The 18,104-nt window shown below is 46.6% G+C and carries 15 protein-coding genes and 3 tRNA genes; 13 read left to right on the top strand and 5 right to left on the bottom strand.

The genetic code is table 11. The annotated features are described in order from the left end of the window. Positions 1-2 precede the first annotated feature (2 nt). The 4 genes from OEZ43_07225 to OEZ43_07210 form a co-directional block, all read right to left on the bottom strand. Entirely contained in the window at positions 3-488 is a 486-nt protein-coding gene (locus OEZ43_07225; protein MDH5545365.1) for a hypothetical protein, read from the bottom strand. Between the two features lie 15 nt (positions 489-503). Next, a complete protein-coding gene (locus OEZ43_07220) occupies positions 504-1,469 on the bottom strand; it encodes a polysaccharide deacetylase family protein (GenBank protein ID MDH5545364.1) in 966 nt (321 codons plus the stop codon). A gap of 89 nt (positions 1,470-1,558) precedes the next feature. Beyond that, on the bottom strand, positions 1,559-2,971 hold the full coding sequence (locus OEZ43_07215) for a serine/threonine protein kinase (protein MDH5545363.1): 1,413 nt from the start codon (positions 2,969-2,971) through the stop codon (positions 1,559-1,561). Continuing rightward, positions 2,959-3,846, bottom strand: a complete 888-nt coding sequence (locus OEZ43_07210; GenBank protein MDH5545362.1) for an FHA domain-containing protein — start codon at positions 3,844-3,846, stop codon at positions 2,959-2,961. The genes OEZ43_07215 and OEZ43_07210 overlap by 13 nt, the downstream gene beginning before the upstream one ends. Positions 3,847-4,037: 191 nt before the next feature. Here OEZ43_07210 and prmB point away from each other — a divergent pair, with 191 nt between their 5' ends. Further along, a complete protein-coding gene (gene prmB, locus OEZ43_07205; GenBank protein MDH5545361.1) occupies positions 4,038-4,955 on the top strand; it encodes a 50S ribosomal protein L3 N(5)-glutamine methyltransferase in 918 nt (305 codons plus the stop codon). 2 nt (positions 4,956-4,957) lie between these two features. On the opposite strand, the gene OEZ43_07200 is transcribed toward prmB, so the two are convergent. Continuing rightward, a complete protein-coding gene (locus tag OEZ43_07200; GenBank protein MDH5545360.1) occupies positions 4,958-5,197 on the bottom strand; it encodes a DUF465 domain-containing protein in 240 nt (79 codons plus the stop codon). Positions 5,198-5,348: 151 nt separating this feature from the next. Here OEZ43_07200 and aroC point away from each other — a divergent pair, with 151 nt between their 5' ends. The 12 genes from aroC to OEZ43_07140 all read left to right on the top strand — a co-directional run bounded on the left by aroC (position 5,349) and on the right by OEZ43_07140 (position 17,986). Beyond that, positions 5,349-6,449 carry a chorismate synthase gene (gene aroC / locus OEZ43_07195; GenBank protein ID MDH5545359.1) on the top strand — a complete coding sequence of 367 codons (1,101 nt, stop codon included), beginning with the start codon at positions 5,349-5,351 and terminating at the stop codon, positions 6,447-6,449. Then, complete coding sequence (locus tag OEZ43_07190) at positions 6,449-7,594, top strand: MFS transporter (protein ID MDH5545358.1); 1,146 nt, start codon at positions 6,449-6,451, stop codon at positions 7,592-7,594. The genes aroC and OEZ43_07190 overlap by 1 nt, the downstream gene beginning before the upstream one ends. A 123-nt stretch (positions 7,595-7,717) precedes the next feature. Continuing rightward, positions 7,718-7,802, top strand: a tRNA-Leu gene (locus OEZ43_07185). Positions 7,803-7,936: 134 nt separating this feature from the next. Further along, positions 7,937-9,238, top strand: coding sequence for a trigger factor (tig, locus tag OEZ43_07180; protein ID MDH5545357.1), 1,302 nt, complete (start codon positions 7,937-7,939; stop codon positions 9,236-9,238). 59 nt (positions 9,239-9,297) lie between these two features. Continuing rightward, positions 9,298-9,897, top strand: coding sequence for an ATP-dependent Clp endopeptidase proteolytic subunit ClpP (gene clpP, locus OEZ43_07175; GenBank protein MDH5545356.1), 600 nt, complete (start codon positions 9,298-9,300; stop codon positions 9,895-9,897). 129 nt (positions 9,898-10,026) lie between these two features. Further along, positions 10,027-11,301, top strand: coding sequence for an ATP-dependent Clp protease ATP-binding subunit ClpX (gene clpX / locus OEZ43_07170; protein ID MDH5545355.1), 1,275 nt, complete (start codon positions 10,027-10,029; stop codon positions 11,299-11,301). Between the two features lie 283 nt (positions 11,302-11,584). Beyond that, positions 11,585-14,017: an endopeptidase La gene (gene lon / locus OEZ43_07165; protein ID MDH5545354.1), complete on the top strand. Its 2,433-nt coding sequence runs from the start codon at positions 11,585-11,587 to the stop codon at positions 14,015-14,017. A gap of 207 nt (positions 14,018-14,224) precedes the next feature. Continuing rightward, positions 14,225-14,497, top strand: a complete 273-nt coding sequence (locus OEZ43_07160; GenBank protein MDH5545353.1) for an HU family DNA-binding protein — start codon at positions 14,225-14,227, stop codon at positions 14,495-14,497. A gap of 17 nt (positions 14,498-14,514) precedes the next feature. Beyond that, a tRNA-Val gene (locus OEZ43_07155) sits at positions 14,515-14,590 on the top strand. Between the two features lie 11 nt (positions 14,591-14,601). Beyond that, a tRNA-Asp gene (locus OEZ43_07150) sits at positions 14,602-14,678 on the top strand. 68 nt (positions 14,679-14,746) lie between these two features. Then, the gene (locus OEZ43_07145; GenBank protein ID MDH5545352.1) at positions 14,747-16,636 is read left to right on the top strand and encodes a SurA N-terminal domain-containing protein; all 1,890 of its coding nucleotides are present in this window, start codon (positions 14,747-14,749) and stop codon (positions 16,634-16,636) included. Between the two features lie 72 nt (positions 16,637-16,708). After that, complete coding sequence (locus tag OEZ43_07140) at positions 16,709-17,986, top strand: dicarboxylate/amino acid:cation symporter (protein ID MDH5545351.1); 1,278 nt, start codon at positions 16,709-16,711, stop codon at positions 17,984-17,986. Positions 17,987-18,104: the final 118 nt, after the last annotated feature.

The following is an 18,104-nucleotide window of genomic DNA, read 5'->3' as shown; positions in this document are numbered from 1 at the left end:
ACTTATTGCGAATCGGCGTATTGCTGAACCTGTTGTTTTTTCAGTTTGTCGATATGCGTCAATTGCGCCTTAGTAACCTCATCAGTATTGATTTCGCGCAGGGCGCCAAAGGCGAAATCGTTATTTGGTTGATAAAACAGGGCGCGTAAAAAGTGCATTCTTGCGATTTCTAATTTTCCCATCTTCAGTAGCTTTTGCCCTTTTTCAATTTCCAGGTAAGCCATGCGATCGGCCAATGCCTCGACAATTCTTATTCGGTTCTTGTATTCGGCGGCATCGGGTTTAACTGTGCTCAGGATGCGCCAGTGGCGTAGTGAACGCTGATAATCTTTTTCTTTTAGACTTTTCTGCGCCAGACGATAGTGTCTTTCCGGGTGTATTGTGTCGGCATACACAAACTCATTTGTGAACGTCAGATTTGATGATGCGCACGACTGCGTTACTAGCAATACAGATAAGACGGAGATAGGTAAAATAAAATTTTTCACTAGGCGATAATCCCGTTACTCTTTAAGTCTCAAAGATTCAAAAACCTGTAGTGAGGCTATAAACGTTTCATAATCGTGGTCGCCGAATATCATGGTACGCTTGAGCATAAATGGTGTTGCGAATGCGGGATTGGTGCCTGGCTGTACGGTAGCGGCAACCGAAAAATTGCGATCTTTGAGTTTGCTAATTACTAATTCATTCGTATCACCGAATGGATAGGCAAATGAAAACATATCAGTCTCAATGATTGATGAGATGCGACTGGAAGATGACTCAATCTCCGCTTCCACTCGCTGGCGGTACTCTTCTTCGCTATCATCGCCGTGCATTAACACTAGATTGGGATGACTCTTGGAATGCGGTTGAAAATCTATCAGCCCGCTTTTGTGCATTTCTCGGATTTGTGTGTACGTCAACGCATCCGGTGCGCCAAGAAAATCAGTATAAAGAAAAATGGTTGCTGGGAAGTTGAATTCCTGAAATATGGGAAAGGCTTCGGTGTAGTTGGATCGATAGCCATCATCTATTGTGATAACCACAGACCTTAGAGGTATGGCCTGTTTTCCCTGAAAAAATGAGAGAGCGTCTTTTAGTGAGATCACACGATAACCATTGTCCTTCAGGTATTGCATCTGCTGTCGGAATTTGTCGGTGGAGACAGACATTTTTCCCCGTTCGTCATCGAATCGGTGATAGCACAGTATAGGAATGGTTTGCAGGCCGTTGCCAAAAACGCCGGTAGGATTAAATGGTTTTAAAGGAATGGCAATTTCGATACCCGGAACGATATGGTCGATTTGGTTATAGTCAGCGATTACCCAGTCCTTATTGGCGTCACCCAAATATTGTTGCGCGAGTCTCTGGAGCGTGTCGTCACGACGGGTGATTAATACGACTAAATCTTTGCTTGCTGCCTGAGTAATTTTTAGAATGCTATTGCCTTTTCCCGCAGTGTTGCCGTGGCCCTTGTAAAGGCTCACGCTACATCCGTGCAGAAAGCTAAGAACAATAAGAGCTAGTATTGAATATGTTGTTTTTATTGTCATCGTTCCCTGTTAAGAAAGTCGGCTTACTTTCTTATCCTCGAAATACTAAAAAGTGAGATGACACTTAGAAGCAGTAATGATGCACCCAAAGCCAGTGTTGGGGTTGCTATCTGGCCTAGATTAAACTGTTCAAAAACAGATCGTCTGACTATCCCGAATTGCAGTGCACCAATATCTTGATCACCAAAACGTACCGGGGTTGTGAATTGGTAATTCGACTCGTAAATGTCAAAGCTGAAAACGCGGGGTGCATTTAAGTTTCGGTTTAGGCGGTCTGCCTCGTTGCTCGCCTTGATGATGTGTTCTCTATCAGCAAATGCTATGCTGTTCAAGTGATATTTCTCTTGAAAGTCCTTTACCAGTATTTCCAGTGAACGCCAGTCTTGAGATAGCAATGATTCTGCAGCAGATTCCGACATGAATTTAGACAGGGAATCGGCATGTGAGATGACGAAGTCATCGCTTAGTTTTTGGGATTGACTGAAGTGAAATGCGCCAATCGAGACGCAACTTGAAAAAATTAGAGCGATAGTGAGAAAAAATCCTAGGGTATTGAACCCGCTCCTCGAAAATGCGAAAACCCGATTTAATGCATGTGGATTCATCTGTTCCAGCGAAAGTTCTAGCGCAGCGGCAAGTTCCTCGCCACTTTGATAACGTTTTTGTGGGTCTTTCTCCAACAAACGAGTGACTGCTTGTTTAAGGATATCGGGAGTTTCCGGTCGCAGATTTTCTATCGGTTCAGGAGACTCCGTTGCAATTTGAAACAATACTTTTGCCAGCCCTTGCCCTGAGAAAGCACGTTTTCCTGTTAGCAATTGATATAAAATAGATCCGAGAGAAAATAGATCAGATCGTGCGTCAGCTTTTTCACCATTTACTTGTTCAGGTGACATATATTGGGGGGTGCCCAATAAATTGCCTATCTGAGTAAGCTGAGTGATTTCGACTTCTTCGACACGGGCAATGCCAAAATCCGTTATTTTGACTGTTCGAAAATCGTCCGAAAGAATGATGTTACTTGGTTTTATGTCTCGATGAATGATGTTGCGTGTATGCGCGAAATGTAGGGCATTTGCGAGTTGTATGCCCAGTTGAGCGATTTGATCGAAGGAAAAACTGTGGTCTTGTTTAATCAGTTTGTCTAGTGATGTTCCGTTGATCATTTCCATGGCAATATACGGCGTACTATCGAGTTCGCTGACGTCATATATCGTGACTATATTGGGATGGTTTAGTGCGCCTACGGCCTTGCCCTCGCGTAAAAATCGCGTTCGACTTTCATTGTCAGCGCATTTTTCCTTGCGCATGACCTTGATTGCCAGTGTGCGGTTAATCCGTGGGTCATGAGCTTCATATACCGTCGCCATATTGCCCTGGCCCAGTATTGATTTGATTTCGTAACGACTAATATTCTTCATTGCTACTGACGCCATATTTTATTCAAGATCGATTTAACGAATTTTATCCCAGTACTTTCGGGAACTGGTTCGAGAAAGCGCTTTATGGCCTCAATTTCTTTTTCATCTTCATCAAGCATGTTTAAAATTCTTCGATCCAGTTGTTTTTCTTCAACAGGCAACTCTGAAAAACGACCGGTCCCGAGAAAACGCATTTTTATGCCATCTTTTCCCAGTGTGATAATGTCGTTGGCTTGTAGTAATGCTTCCGGAAAAATCTTCTCGCCATTTAACAGCGTAGTGCCCCGGTTCGAAATGTCTCTTATATAGAATTCGTTGCTGCGAAAAATGATTTCACTTTGTATTGGCGAAACACAAGGGTGATCTATACGGAAATCCGCGTCTGCACTGCTACCTAGACGAACAAGTGCTTTGGTCATCGACTTGATCGTTGTATCGTACTGAAATGTAAATTCGGTTTTTTGATTCTTTTTCTCTTCGAAAGCCTTTAGGGAATGTTGAACCAACTTGTCATGCTGAGAGGTTTGGGATTTATTTTGGCTTGGCGTATGCGTGCGTGTGAGAAAGCTTATTCTTGGTCCATTCTGAGTAAGCCAAATAATATCGCCAGATTGGATTGTGCGTTCGTCGAGCGCTGTTTGATTCATCAAGCAGCTGTTTTTACCGAGGCTGAGAAAAAGAAACTGGTCGCCTTGTCGAATCAGCCGAGCGTGATGGCGGGAAATGGAACGCAGCTCTGCTGGGAAGACTACGTCATTGTCCTGGTCGCGACCGATTGAGATGCTATCTTGATTGAATTCATCAATCTTGCCCTTGTATGGTCCGTCAATATGGATCAACTGCACCGAAATAGGGGAAGACTGAGGTGTATTTTCCAGCGTACTTGTCATTGTTTTTTTTGTATTGTTTTTGTTGGGCTATCTGGTTCGATTGCCAATATTACTTTACACTTGCGACACTTAAAATCTGCTGAGTGGCCAAGTTTAACCGCTTTTTAGACACTTGTCCTCTCTGTTAAATATTTCGTAAATCAATTGATTATAAGAAGTAATTCAAAACACTCTTAAGTGACGGAAATCTAATGGAAGATTATGATTCGGTAGAAAACCAGCTGAGCACCATCCGGGATTTTATACGTTTCGGGATGTCTGAGCTCGAACGTGGCGAGGTCTTTTTCGGGCATGGTACGGACAATGCCTTGGATGAGGCCACGGCGGCTGTACTTCATGTGCTACGACTTCCACATGACTTGCCCGGTCATTTCATGGAGTCGCGATTGCTAACTTCGGAGAAGAAAGCCGTACTAACGCTAATCAGAAGGCGTGTAGAAGAACGCGTTCCCATGGCCTATCTCACCAATGAAGCGTGGTTTGCCGGACTGAAATTCTTTGTTGATCAACGAGTGTTAGTACCGCGTTCGCCTATTGCTGAGCTTATTGAGCAACAGTTCGAGCCTTGGGTTGAGCCCGAAAACGTCACACGAATACTCGATTTGTGTACTGGCAGTGGCTGTATCGCCATTGCATGCGCCTATCAGTTTCCACACGCCAGCGTAGATGCGGCGGATATTTCCGATGAAGCACTTGCGGTTGCCCAACGTAATATTGTTGATCTGGGAGTCGAGGGGCAAGTAGAAGCAATCTGTTCTGACATTTTTAGTGGGCTGAAGGGACAGTACGACCTGATCGTTAGCAATCCGCCATATGTCGATCAATCAGAAATCGATGCCATGCCGAGTGAGTTTCATCATGAACCTATCTTGGGGCTGGCATCTGGTAACGATGGGCTGGATGCGACTCGTCGCATATTAGCGAAAGCGGAAGATTTTCTAAATGAGAATGGCGTGTTGGTGGTAGAAGTGGGGGCAAGCGAAGAGGCCCTGGTCGCCGCCTTCCCCACAATTCCATTTACCTGGCTGGAATTTGCGCGGGGAGGCAGCGGGGTGTTTCTTCTCACGAAGGATCAGCTAACGAAAAATCGCGTGGCCTTACGCGGGTGAAGTTAGCCCTCACGTAGCATAGTAAAGAGCTGGTCTTTAAGTGACAGACGCAACTTCTTTCGTTCTTCAAGATATTCGTCTGCGCGGGTCTCGACGCCTTCTTCGATACGGCGCACTTCGTGCTCCACCTCGTGATATTCATCAAATAAACGCGCAAAATGCGGGTTATTCGTTTTGAGTTCGTGAATTTTGTCTTTGTACTCGGGGAACTCATGAATGAGATCGTGTTTTTCGCCCAGCATTGCTTTTCCTCATGTGTGTCGTTTCAACTTCATTGTGCCTCTTGAGCGAGTTTTGTACAACGTGTAGTTGCCGGGGCGACGCCAAACTTGGCTTTTGTGGCAACACACATTTATCCGTATAATCTCCCGCTTTACACTTCAGGAATACAGCATGTCGGGTAATACCTTTGGGAAATTGTTTACGGTAACCACGTTTGGCGAGAGTCATGGACCAGCCCTGGGCGGTATTGTTGATGGCTGCCCTCCCGGTCTGGAATTGTGCGAGGCCGACCTGCAGGTCGATCTTGACCGACGTAAACCAGGTACATCCCGACATACTACGCAAAGACGCGAGGGAGACGAGGTTAAAATTCTGTCCGGAGTTTTCGAAGGTAAAACGACCGGTACGCCGATTGGGTTGCTTATCGAAAATACAGATCAGCGCTCCAAGGATTACTCTGAAATTATGGATCGCTATCGTCCCGGTCACGCAGACTACACCTATGAGCAAAAATATGGTGTACGTGACTATCGCGGTGGTGGTCGCTCATCGGCGCGGGAAACCGCAATGCGGGTGGCTGCGGGTGGCGTGGCGAAAAAGTTTTTAGCGAGCAAAGGTATCCACATTCGCGGATACCTTTCCCAGTTAGGTCCGATTAAACCAGAGGCGTTTCACTGGGACGACGTCGAAACCAATGCCTTTTTCTTCCCGAACAATGCACAGGTTCCCGAGCTCGAAAAATATATGGATGCCTTGCGCAAAGAGGGTAATTCTATTGGTGCTCGCGTCAGTGTAGTCGCCACGGGCGTTATGCCCGGATTGGGTGAACCGATATTTGATCGACTTGATGCCGAAATTGCCCATGCATTGATGAGTATTAATGCGGTAAAAGGCGTAGAGATCGGCGATGGATTTGCCTGTGTAGAACAAAAAGGTACGGAACATCGGGATGAGATGAGCCCATCGGGTTTTATGTCCAATCATGCTGGAGGAATTCTGGGTGGTATTTCCAGTGGACAAGATATTGTTGCCCATATCGCGCTAAAGCCTACTTCCAGTTTGCGCTTGCCTGGGCATACGATTAATCAAAAAGGTGAAAGTGTCGAAGTTATAACCAAAGGTCGGCATGATCCCTGTGTTGGTATTCGGGCAACACCGATCGCCGAGGCCATGTTGGCCCTGGTGTTAATGGATCACTTTCTCCGTCAACGCGGGCAAAACGCAGAAGCTTCACCTCCAACGGCGCCGGTTCCCGGTAGTACAGGGGGGTAATGAGCGCCACGCCTGAACTGCCATATTGGCGCCTGTCTGGCTTTTATCTCGTCTATTTCGCCGGCCTCGGCGCATTAATGCCCTATTGGGGCCTATATCTCAGCTCGCTGGGTTTTAGCGCGGTAGAAATTGGCGAACTGATTGCCGTTATTATGGCAACCAAGATTGTTGCGCCAAACATCTGGGGCTGGCTTGCCGACCGAAGCGGCAGGCACATGCAATTGATACGCATAACGTCGCTATTTTCAGCATTATGTTTTGCCGGTGTCTATGTCGATTCCAGTTATGGCTGGATGTTATTTGTCATGCTGGTGTTCAGTTTTTTTTGGAATGCCAATCTTCCCCAATTTGAAGCAAACACCTTGGCGTATCTTGGACAGGATACCCATCGCTATAGTGGCATCCGTCTATGGGGGTCTATCGGATTTATTCTGTCGGTAGTAGTGCTTGGAAGTGTTACTGAACAATACGGTAGTGAATGGGTGCCGTCTACGGTACTGGTTTTGTTAATATCAGTTTGGGCCTTAAGTTTGTTTACGCCTCAGGCCGCATCTCCAGAACATCACGATGGGGCCGGGTTCTTATCTGTCATTCGTCAGCCTACGGTTATTGCGCTGTTTGTTGTTTGCTTTCTCCTGCAGGCCAGCCACGGGCCCTACTACGCTTTTTACACCTTGTACATGGAAGTTCACCACTACTCCCGAAGCACTATAGGGCTGTATTGGGCCGTGGGTGTCGTGGCGGAAATCATAGTTTTTATGTTGATGCATCGATTGATGCCACGATTTGGCGCGCGTAATTTATTGATGTGGGCGCTATTACTGTCTGCGTTACGTTGGCTGCTCATTGGAGTATATGTGGAATCCCACGCGATTATGCTTTTTGCGCAGACGCTACACGCAGCCAGCTTTGGAATTTATCATGCCGTGGCCATACATCTTGTGCACGGTTTTTTCCCCGGTCGTCTTATGGGGCGAGGACAGGCCTTGTATTCGAGTATTTCTTTTGGCGCAGGTGGAGCGGTGGGCTCCCTGGTCGGTGGCTACTTGTGGGATGGGGCAGGAGCTATGTGGACCTACACTTTTTCGTCTATTTTGTGCCTGATCGCGGCCGTAATTACGGCGCGTATGATTCATCAACGTTAGGACTATTGAAACACGTCGACGCTTGTGGTTTACTTCGCCTCCGGTGAAAATCGACAGCTAAGTGCTGTAAACCATTTAACATTTCAACTTATACCTATCAATAGGTATAATCCGTGCCCAAATGCGAAAGTGGCGGAATTGGTAGACGCGCCAGATTTAGGTTCTGGTATCGTAAGATGTGAGAGTTCGAGTCTCTCCTTTCGCACCATATTTCTAGTTAAAACAGGAGCTTGGCTCCGAATCCAAGATCTGGAACAGCATTCCCGGTAGGCAGTATCCTGGAGAAGCGTAGGTTACTGCTGACCATAGAATTTAATTTATATATTTAGTTAGAGGTTTGTAATGCAGGTATCAGTTGAGGCCGCACAGGGCCTGGAGCGTAAAATCAAGGTTGCCGTCCCCGCCGATAAGGTGGATGTGGAAGTCGAGCGTCGCCTCAAGTCCATGGCACCACGTGTCAAGATTTCCGGCTTTCGTCCAGGTAAGGTGCCATTTTCCGTCATCCAAAAGCGTTATTCCAAGCAAATACGTCTTGAAGTGCTTGGTGATGTCATCAATTCCAGTTTTTACGAGGCAGTAGCCAAGGAAAATCTGCGTCCTGCGGGAACTCCAGTTATCGAAGAGCAGAACGATACCGATGGCGGAATTGAGTACACCGCTCGTTTCGAGATATATCCCGATATCGAAATAAAAGGCGTGGAAAAGATCAGTATCAGCCGTCCGAAAGCGGATATCGCCGAAGCCGATATCGACAAGATGGTTGAGACCTTGCGAACTCAGCGTAAAGAATGGAAAGACGCAGGTCGGGCCGCGCAAAAAGGTGACCGTGTGACTTGTGACTACAAGGGCGAGATCGACGGTGTGGTTTTCGAGGGTGGCGAAGGCAAGGACCTGTCAGTGGAAGTCGGTAGCGGTTCCATGATTGCGGGTTTTGAAGATGGCTTGAAAGGTGGTGAAGTTGGTAAATATGTCGAGATGGACCTCACTTTCCCTGATCCCTACCACAAAGCAGAAATAGCTGGTAAACCGGTCCATTTCACCTGTCAGATTACTAAAGTTGAAGAGCCTGTTTTGCCAGAGGTGAACGAGGAGTTTGCACGTTCTTTTGGTATAGAAGATGGCAATATCGCTACTTTGCGCGACGATTTGCGTAGGAATATGAAACGTGAACTTGACCAAGCGGTTCGCGGACGCGTCAAAAATATGGTCATGGATCAGTTGCTTGAACAGAATTCTTTTGACGTTCCGGGGTCTATGGTTGATCAGGAAGCACAACGTTTAGCGAAGCAGATGAAAGATCAGATGAGCTTCCAAGGCGCGAAAGGTGGGGATTTGGCGGCTGATTTGTTTAAAGAACAGGCCAAGCGTCGGGTTGCACTGGGTCTAATTCTTGCTGAAATTATCCAGACCAACCAGCTGAAGGCTGCCCCCGAAAAAGTGCGTCAGGAAGTAGAGAGCATCGCTTCGGCATACGGTGACCCTCAACAGGTGGTCAATTGGTATTATCAGGACCGCAATCGTCTGCAAGAGGTCGAGTCCATGGTGTTAGAAGACTGCGTAGTGGAATGGACCTTGGAAAGAGCGCAAGTCACTGATAATATGATGACATTTGATGAAATCATGAAGCCGTCAGCAGGTGGCTAGCATATAAAGGAAAACCTATAGTGACCGATAACTTCAGCAAGGGTGCATTGGAAGCCCAGATGAACCTGGTGCCCATGGTCATCGAACAGACCGGGCGCGGTGAACGAGCGTTTGACATCTACTCTCGCCTTCTCAAGGAGCGAGTGATCTTTCTGGTAGGCCAGGTAGAAGACCATATGGCGAACCTGGTAGTTGCCCAGTTGTTGTTTCTGGAATCTGAAAATCCCGATAAGGATATTTACTTATATATAAATTCGCCCGGTGGGTCGGTAACGGCAGGGCTGTCAATTTATGACACCATGCAGTTTATCAAGCCGGACGTTAGTACGCTTTGTATTGGCCAGGCGGCCAGTATGGGCGCCTTGTTATTGTGCGGTGGTGCCGCAGGTAAGCGTTATTGCCTGCCGCATTCAAGAATGATGATACATCAACCACTTGCGGGCTATCAGGGACAAGCGACTGACCTTGAAATCCATACTAAGGAAGTGCTGCGCGCGCGTGAGCGATTGAATAAGATCTTGGCAGAGCACTCTGGTCAACCTCTTGATAAAGTAGAAAAAGACACGGATCGTGACTATTTTATGGGGGGAGATGAGGCAGTTGAGTGGGGTTTAATAGATTCAGTCCTGAGCAAACGTGGCGAGAGCAATACAAAATAGGGTAAAGTCAGGAAAAATTGCCTAGAATTGTTAAGTGGGAATAAATGTCTAATAGACGATACTTGAACAAGGCGCGCGGGCTATTTGACAGCCTGTGGGCAACCGATTGTTTAGTAATGAGGTGACCACATGAGTGATGATGGACACGATAAGAACAATAGCGGAGATAAACTGCTCTATTGTTCCTTCTGTGGAAAGAGTCAGCACGAAGTCAGAAAGCTGATAGCCGGCCCTTCTGTCTTTGTTTGTGACGAATGTGTCGAATTGTGTAACGACATTATCCGCGAAGAAGTTCAGGATAAATCCCCGTCCGTCCATGGTAATCAGCTGCCAACTCCCAAAGAGATCAATGCAGTATTGGACGAGTACGTCATCGGACAGAGTCGCGCAAAGAAGATTTTATCTGTGGCGGTTTATAACCACTACAAACGCCTCGATGCTGGACAGAAGAAAGATGATGTTGAGTTATCCAAGAGCAATATTTTGCTATTGGGTCCAACGGGTTCTGGTAAGACGTTGCTTGCTGAGACCCTGGCGCGTTTACTCAACGTACCGTTTACCATTGCCGATGCCACGACGCTAACCGAAGCGGGTTATGTGGGTGAAGATGTCGAGAACATCATACAGAAGCTGCTGCAGAAGTGTGATTACGATGTTGAAAAGGCGCAAACCGGTATCGTTTACATCGATGAAATTGACAAGATTTCTCGTAAATCTGATAACCCTTCAATTACTCGTGATGTTTCCGGGGAAGGTGTACAGCAAGCCTTGTTAAAGTTGATCGAGGGTACTGTAGCCTCGGTTCCTCCACAGGGCGGACGTAAGCATCCACAGCAGGAATTCTTGCAGGTTAATACGTCGAATATCCTGTTCATTTGTGGTGGAGCGTTTGCTGGCCTGGATAAGATCATTCGTGAGCGCACAGAGAAGGGTGGAATTGGATTCGCAGCGGAAGTAAAGAGTAAGATTGATCGAGAGAAGGATCCGTCTCTATTACACGATGTGGAACCGGAAGATTTGGTCAAGTATGGTCTGATCCCTGAGTTTATCGGCCGCTTACCGGTAATAGCTACTCTGGAGCAATTAGACGAAGAAGCCTTGGTTCGAGTACTCACTGAGCCGAAAAATGCGATTACAAAACAATATGCCAAATTGTTTGAAATCGAGGGTAGTGAGCTGGAGTTCCGTGAAGACGCCTTACACGCGATTGCGCGTAAAGCGATGGATCGTAAAACAGGAGCTCGCGGTTTACGCTCGATCCTGGAACATGTACTACTCGATATCATGTATGAATTACCTTCAATGAAAGACGTCAGCAAAGTTGTGTTAGATGAGGACACAATCGCAGGTAAGAGCGAACCGCTACTGATGTTTGAAGGAAAAGATAGGGCTATGCCTGAATAGTAAGTCACTGATCAAAAAAAGCGCATCTTTGTTGATGCGCTTTTTTTTTACTCTTGAAATTCGCTGTCTAGTCCCAATAATTTCCTTCAACAACTTCCCAAACGCTTTTTCTCGACTGGCCAAGAACTTGCACTTCAACTTTCAGGTTTTTGGATGCCGTAGGGAGAATTATCGACTTGATAATCACTTGCTTATAAAGAGTGGGTGTCATAGGCTAGACAAAGGGAAATATTAGCCGGCAGACCGGGTGTTTTAATTCCATAACGAGATTCAGGATAATTACATGAGCGAAAAAGACACAAGCACCACTACCATCGATGACGAAATCGACGTCATACCGATACTGCCTCTCAGAGATGTTGTTGTTTATCCGCACATGGTTATTCCACTTTTTGTTGGACGGGAAAAGTCCATCAAAGCGCTGGAAGCCGCAATGGAAGAAAATAAACAGATTTTGTTAGTTGCGCAAAAAAGTGCAGGGCAGGACGAGCCAAGTATCGATGACATCTATCGCATCGGAACAATCTCAAGTATTTTGCAGCTCCTCAAATTGCCAGATGGCACGGTCAAAGTTCTGGTAGAAGGAATTCAGCGTGCAACAATTAGCGAATTTACAGACGGAGAAGATTTTTTCAGCGCGCGTATTGAGCAAGTTAAGTCTACGCCGCTTGATGAGCGTGAAGCCGAGGTGCTCACTCGTTCGGTACTGGCCCAGTTTGATCAATATGTAAAGTTAAACAAGAAAATTCCACCGGAAATTTTAACGTCATTATCCGGTATCGATGAGGCAGGTCGTCTTGCGGACACAATTGCAGCGCACATGTCACTTAAGATTGATGAAAAACAGCGCATTCTTGAGATGGAGGATATCCGAGCCCGTTTCGAACAATTGATGGGCATAATGGAATCAGAAATCGATTTGCTTGAGGTTGAAAAGCGCATTCGTGGACGCGTTAAGCGTCAAATGGAAAAGAGCCAGCGCGAATACTATTTGAACGAACAGATGAAGGCAATTCAGAAAGAACTTGGTGATCTGGATGAAGCGCCTAATGAAACCGAAGATCTTGCAAATAAAATTGAATCTTCGGGCATGAGTAAAGAGGCCAAAGAGAAGGCGACGGCAGAGTTGAACAAGCTCAAGATGATGTCGCCCATGTCTGCCGAGGCTACGGTTGTTCGTAACTACATTGATTGGTTGGTTTCGGTGCCGTGGAAAAAGCGTACAAAAATCCGCCATGATCTGAAAAAAGCCGAGGAAGTTTTGGAAGCGGATCACTACGGTCTCGAAAAGGTCAAGGAACGCATACTCGAATACCTCGCTGTTCAACAGCGAGTAAAGAAACTCAAAGGTTCGGTTCTTTGCCTGGTTGGACCTCCAGGTGTGGGTAAGACCTCGTTGGGTCGTTCCATCGCAAAGGCCACGAATCGAAAGTTTGTGCGTATGTCCTTAGGCGGCGTTCGTGACGAAGCGGAAATTCGTGGTCACCGCCGGACATATATCGGTTCTATGCCGGGCAAGTTGGTCCAAAACATGTCTAAAGTGGAAGTGAAAAATCCACTGTTCCTACTCGACGAAGTAGACAAGATGTCCATGGACTTTCGCGGTGATCCGTCCTCTGCGCTATTGGAGGTTTTGGACCCGGAGCAGAATCACACCTTTAATGATCACTATCTCGAAGTCGATTACGATCTTTCCGAGGTGATGTTTATTGCCACAGCGAATAGTCTAAATATTCCTGGTCCGTTGTTGGATCGTATGGAAGTGATACGCATCGCCGGCTATACCGAGGAAGAGAAAGTCAATATCGCCCAGCGTTATCTTCTGCAAAAGCAGATAAAGAATAATGGTCTGGAGTCTGAAGAGCTTGATGTTAGCGAAGACGCTTTGCGTGACGTAATTAGATATTACACGCGTGAAGCGGGCGTGCGTAATCTCGAACGTGAAATTTCGAAAATTTGTCGTAAGGTTGTGAAGGAAATTTTGCTGGATACAGAGAAAAGCAAGATTGAAGTTACACCCGAAAACCTTGAAAAATATCTTGGCGTGAAACGCTTCCGTTTTGGAAGTGCCGAAGAAAAGGATCAGGTGGGTCAGGTAACCGGATTGGCCTGGACTGAAGTCGGTGGTGATCTGTTAACGATAGAAGCCGCCCTGATTCCGGGTAAAGGCAAAATGACGATTACCGGACAGTTAGGTGATGTTATGAAAGAATCCGTACAGGCCGCGACAACGGTTGTGAGAAGCCGTTCAGGCGTGCTTGGTGTGGATAATGAGTTTTACGAAAAGAACGATATTCATATCCATGTACCTGAAGGAGCTATACCAAAAGACGGACCAAGTGCGGGTATTGCGATGTGTACTGCGCTGGTGTCAGTGCTAACCGACATTCCGGTGCGCGCCGATGTGGCAATGACAGGTGAGATTACATTGCGTGGAGAAGTGCTACCAATTGGTGGTTTGAAAGAAAAGTTACTGGCAGCGCATCGTGGTGGAATTACCACAGTTTTAATACCTGAGGAAAATCGTCGAGACTTACAGGAAATCCCAAAAAATATTTTGGAAAAAATTGATGTAAAACCTGTTAAATGGATAGACGAAGTGCTAGAGGTTGCTCTTGCGCATATGCCAACACCGGTGGCAGCTTCGAAAGAAAAAGAAGTTGTCGACGGAAACAAAGAAAATTTGGATCAAAGCGGAAAACCATTAAGACACTGATAAGTGGTCTTGCTAGCCTAAAAACGCAGTTTTATTGCTGTGTTTTTAGGCTTTTCGTTTATGACGACAAAAAAAATTAAGGCGTCACTCGCTTGACCGGCATTAGCCAGACTGGTATAAATGCGGACCTCAAGGCTACATAATAGGCCGCCAGCGAAGGCGGCCTTTCTTTTCACGAAATTCGACACAACGAAGGGGAGCAGTAACGTGAACAAAGCTGAATTGATCGACTCCATCGCTGAAACCGCTGATATATCCAAAGCATCTGCCACGCGCGCTCTGGATGCTCTGATAGGCTCTGTGACAAAAGCGCTACAGGACGGCGATCAAGTTTCCCTGGTAGGGTTTGGTACATTTGTGGTTAAGGAACGTTCGGCTCGTACTGGCCGTAATCCACAGACTGGCAAGCCAATTGAAATTAAGGCTGCCAAGGTTCCTGGATTTAAACCTGGAAAATTCTTGAAGGATGCGGTAAATTAGGCCGCCTTCAGAGACCCGGGTGGTTAGCTCAGTTGGTAGAGCGTCGCCCTTACAAGGCGAATGTCGGGGGTTCAAGTCCCTCACCACCCACCATTTTCGGTTTTGGAGCGGTAGTTCAGCTGGTTAGAATACCGGCCTGTCACGCCGGGGGTCGCGGGTTCGAGTCCCGTCCGCTCCGCCATACAGTTAGGGCGCTCTGGTTAGAGCGCCCTTTTTTGTTTTTTTCAATCAAAAGCGGATCGGAAGCCTATGCTGCAAGTCATACGTGATCGTGCCCAGGGTTTTTTTGCCTGGTTAATCGTCGGTGCCATTATCCTTTCCTTCGCCCTCTGGGGAATCAACGAATATTTTCGTGATGATACAGCAGGAATGAAAGTTGCCACTGTTGCTGGAAAAGATATCTCTGTCTATGAATATCAAATAGCGTTTAATAATGAACGCGCTCGTATGGAGCAGATGTTCGGCGAGAATTTTGATTCCGATATGTTTGATCAACAAATCAAGACATCAGCGCTCGATCGCGTTGTAGATAACGCAGTGCTCACCAGTGCAGCACTGGACGCAGGCATGGTAGTTTCCGATGGACAACTGTTTACAACCTTGCAACAGATTGAAGCCTTCCAGGAAGATGGTAAGTTTTCCAAAACTGCTTATGAGATGGCCTTGCGTCAGTCGGGTGAGCCTACTAGCAGTTTTGAAGCACGAATCCGCCGCGCGTTGTTAGCAGACCAAATCGTAAAAGGTATTGCGGCAACAGGTTTTGCCACAAGCTCTGCGGTAAAGGCTACACTGAAACTGCAGAACCAGGAACGTGAACTCTCGTACATCCGCATTAAGAGCGAAGATTTCAAGAAAAGTGTGAACGTCTCTGATGACGATGTAAAAGCGCATTATGATGCCAACAGTGAAACATATAAAACGCCAGAGCAAGTCATGTTGGACTATTTGGAATTGTCAGTTCAGGATCTGGTAGGCGGGATTGAAGTCAGTGACGAAGAAATCGACGAATATTATGACGATCAGAAGGATCGTTTCTCTGCGCCAGAAGAGCGCAAAGCACGGCATATCCTGATCGAAGGCAGTAGTAATGAGTCCAAAGCCAAGGCTGAAGAGATTTATCAGAAAGCCGTAGCGGGCGAAGATTTCGCAAAGCTGGCAAAGGCTCACTCGGCTGATCCTGGATCTGCCAGTGATGGCGGAATGCTAGATTTCTTTGGAAAAGGGTTGATGGATCCCGAATTTGAGAAGTCCGCATTCTCTTTGAAGAAAGGTGAGATAAGTAAACCTGTACTCTCTTCCTTCGGATATCACGTCATCAAGCTGGAAGACGTACGCGGTGGAGCGGTGAAGCCGCTTGCGGAAGTTAAGAACGAGATTACTGCCGACATTAAGCGTCAAAAAGCCGAAAAGGAATATTTTGATAAGGTCGAAAAGCTGTCAAATCTGACCTATGAATTGCCGGACAGTCTTGACGAAGCACGTGATAAGCTTGGGCTGCAAATCAAGTCAACCCCATTCTTTGGAAGAGGGGGAGGTCCAGGCGCAATTGCATCGAACCGCAAGGTGATTGACGCGGCCTTTGGTGAAGATGTTATGCGTGAGCGTCTGAACAGCCCAATGATAGAACTCAGCGAACAACACGCCGTGGTCATCCGTTTGAAAGAATATCGTCCTGCTGAAGTGCGTCCGCTTGATCAGGTGCGTACACGCATCGAGAATGAGTTAAAGAACGAACGCGCAAAGAAGATGGCCGAAGAAACCGGAAACAAGGCGTTGGAAAAGTTGAATTCCGGAAGTGATATCGAGTCTGTTGCCAACGCGGAAAAACAGAAGGCTGAAAAACGCGCATGGGTAAAACGTAATGATTCCACTCTCGGCCCGGAGATCAGCCGTGAAGTATTCTCCGCGGCGCGTCCAGCTAATGGCGCAACTACCAACAAAGGTTTCTCTCTTGCGAATGGGGACTTTGTCGTTATGACGCTTTTCGCTATTAAGGATGGCGATGAAGCGGCAGATGATAATACGAAGAGTGACGCGAATAACCGAATTGCCAACAGTATTGGTATGGATGAGTTCGGCTTTATGCTTAAAAGCATCAAAGACGAGGTTGAAATACAAAAGTTTCCAGGAAATCTTTAATCGACTGAAGGTTGATAACGTAACGGCACCTAAGGGTGCCGTTTTTGTTTTATCGAAAACAGAGGTGAAGACATGACTAAGATAAAACTGCACTGGCAAATTCTGATTGCTTTAGCACTGGCAATCATTGCTGGAATGATTACTGGTACCGAAATGGGGATCGGTACTTTACGTTTTTATGACGTCTATAGTTTTATCGGCATGTTATTTCTTAATGCCTTGAAGATGATTATTGTGCCGCTAATCGTTTCTGCCATCATCACCGGAATGTTGAGTATTGGCGCCTCGGGCTCTCTGAAACAACTTGGTAGCAAAACGTTGCTCTATTACGTGGGCACTAGTCTGGTAGCAATACTAATTGGCTTGCTGGTGGTGAATGCTCTTCAACCGGGGATTGTTGATGGAGAGCCAGCGAAAGAGATTATCGGTTTGCAGGCCGACACAGATTCGTTTATGAGTAAGGTTGAAGGGAAGGGTGCAGGGGATATTGCCGAAGTCTTCCTGCGCATGATACCGCCCAATATTGTAAGCGCTGCTGCCGAAGGCCAAATGTTGGGTTTGATTTTTTTCTGTTTGCTATTTGGCTATTTTGTCGCCAAGTTGGAAGGTAAACCAGGCGATACCATGCGTAGTTTTTGGGAAGGCGTGTTTGAGGTCATGATGAAAATTACGGACCTGATTATGAAATTCGCTCCCATTGGTGTATTTGGTTTGGTGGCTAAAGTTATTGCTACTACCGGGCTGGCAGCCTTTGAACCGTTGTTGATGTTTTTCTTGTCCGTATTGCTTGCCTTGTTAGCGCATTTTTTAATCAGTATGCCTCTTATCCTGCGTTTCGTCGGCGGCGTCAAAAATCCATTTCTGATGTACAAAGCCATGGCGCCGGCACTATTGACCGCGTTCTCTACAAGTTCTTCTTCTGCGACATTACCACTGACTCTGGATTGTGTAGAAAAGAATGCTGGTGTTTCAAACCGTACCAGCAGTTTTGTGTTGCCGCTGGGCGCAACAGTGAACATGGATGGGACAGCGCTCTATGAATGTGTTGCCGCGATCTTTATTGCCCAGGCCTATGGCCTGGAGCTTAGTTTCAGCATTCAGTTTACCATCGTAATGACCGCGCTTTTAACCTCAATCGGTGTAGCAGGCATTCCATCTGCCAGCCTGGTGGCGATTTCAATTATCCTTGGGGCGATAGGTCTTCCGGCAGAGGGCATAGGCTTGATCTTGGCTGTAGATCGTGTACTCGACATGTGCCGCACCAGTGTTAATGTTTTTAGCGACGCGTGCGGGGCGGTAGTACTTGCTCGCATACAAGGAGAGAAAGGCGTGCTGGAAAAAGTCGTCTAAACGTCGCCGGTAGATGGCTAGTCTTGATCTCAAACAATAATCAAATCTAACTGTTTTCGTTCTATTCGTTGCTAGTGTTGAGTAGCAATGTTGCGCAAAGTTTCTTCGTTCTTTTAAT

The sequence above is a fragment of the Gammaproteobacteria bacterium genome (genome assembly GCA_029881255.1).
Taxonomy (GTDB): Bacteria; Pseudomonadota; Gammaproteobacteria; order S012-40; family S012-40; genus JAOUMY01.
This window is presented reverse-complemented; position numbering and strand designations above follow the sequence as displayed.

Excerpts from the sequence above, each read along its gene's own strand:
- OEZ43_07210 (MDH5545362.1), bottom strand. The coding sequence starts at position 3,846 with ATGACAAGTACGCTGGAAAATACACCTCAGTCTTCCCCTATTTCGGTG.
- prmB (MDH5545361.1), top strand. The coding sequence starts at position 4,038 with ATGGAAGATTATGATTCGGTAGAAAACCAGCTGAGCACCATCCGGGAT.
- OEZ43_07215 (MDH5545363.1), bottom strand. The coding sequence starts at position 2,971 with ATGGCGTCAGTAGCAATGAAGAATATTAGTCGTTACGAAATCAAATCA.
- clpP (MDH5545356.1), top strand. The coding sequence starts at position 9,298 with ATGAACCTGGTGCCCATGGTCATCGAACAGACCGGGCGCGGTGAACGA.
- OEZ43_07190 (MDH5545358.1), top strand. The coding sequence starts at position 6,449 with ATGAGCGCCACGCCTGAACTGCCATATTGGCGCCTGTCTGGCTTTTAT.
- clpX (MDH5545355.1), top strand. The coding sequence starts at position 10,027 with ATGAGTGATGATGGACACGATAAGAACAATAGCGGAGATAAACTGCTC.
- OEZ43_07145 (MDH5545352.1), top strand. The coding sequence starts at position 14,747 with ATGCTGCAAGTCATACGTGATCGTGCCCAGGGTTTTTTTGCCTGGTTA.
- OEZ43_07200 (MDH5545360.1), bottom strand. The coding sequence starts at position 5,197 with ATGCTGGGCGAAAAACACGATCTCATTCATGAGTTCCCCGAGTACAAA.
- OEZ43_07140 (MDH5545351.1), top strand. The coding sequence starts at position 16,709 with ATGACTAAGATAAAACTGCACTGGCAAATTCTGATTGCTTTAGCACTG.
- aroC (MDH5545359.1), top strand. The coding sequence starts at position 5,349 with ATGTCGGGTAATACCTTTGGGAAATTGTTTACGGTAACCACGTTTGGC.
- lon (MDH5545354.1), top strand. The coding sequence starts at position 11,585 with ATGAGCGAAAAAGACACAAGCACCACTACCATCGATGACGAAATCGAC.
- tig (MDH5545357.1), top strand. The coding sequence starts at position 7,937 with ATGCAGGTATCAGTTGAGGCCGCACAGGGCCTGGAGCGTAAAATCAAG.